Below are 616 nucleotides of genomic sequence, written 5' to 3'. Positions count from 1 at the left end.
GACACCTCCAACGTCGGTTCGCATTTTTCTACAGGAATGAACGGCATGTTTAAAGGTGCTACCAGCTTTAACCAGCCCATCAGCAATTGGGACACCTCCAAAGTTCAATATATGTATGAAATGTTTAAAGGCGCCAAAGCCTTTAACCAGCCCATCGGCAATTGGGACACCTCCAAGGTATGGAATATGGCGAGGATGTTTTCAGGCGCCAAAGCCTTTAACCAACCCATCGGTGACTGGGATACCTCCAGCGTAGAAACTATGTCGTCGATGTTTGAAGACGCCAAAGCCTTTAACCAACCCATCGGTGGCTGGGATACCTCCAGCGTAGTAGATATGTCATATATGTTTTACGATGCCACCGCCTTTAACCAAAACATTGACAACTGGGATGTGTGGTTTGTCAAAAATATGAGGTGGATGTTCTCTGGTGCCTCGTCGTTCAATCAACCCATCATAGGTTGGACAGCACCCATGGTGACGGATATGTCATATATGTTTTACGATGCGACGAGCTTTAACCAAGATATCAGTACTTGGATGGTGGAAGACTTAGAGTCTGTAGAAGGTATGTTCCGCGGAGCCTCTGCTTTTGACCAGGATTTGAGCGATTTGG

1 protein-coding gene is annotated in these 616 nt (G+C 46.4%); it reads left to right on the top strand.

Annotation, left to right across the window (positions count from 1 at the left end; genetic code table 11):
- Window positions 1–45: 45 nt before the first annotated feature.
- Window positions 46–616 (top strand): BspA family leucine-rich repeat surface protein (locus RH40_RS13895; RefSeq protein ID WP_009602204.1); only part of this gene is annotated, 571 nt, incomplete at its 3' end.

The organism is Vibrio caribbeanicus ATCC BAA-2122 (assembly GCF_000165125.1).
GTDB lineage: Bacteria > Pseudomonadota > Gammaproteobacteria > Enterobacterales > Vibrionaceae > Vibrio > Vibrio caribbeanicus.
The sequence above is the reverse complement of the archived record's forward strand: the minus strand, read 5'-3'. Positions and strand labels throughout refer to the sequence as shown.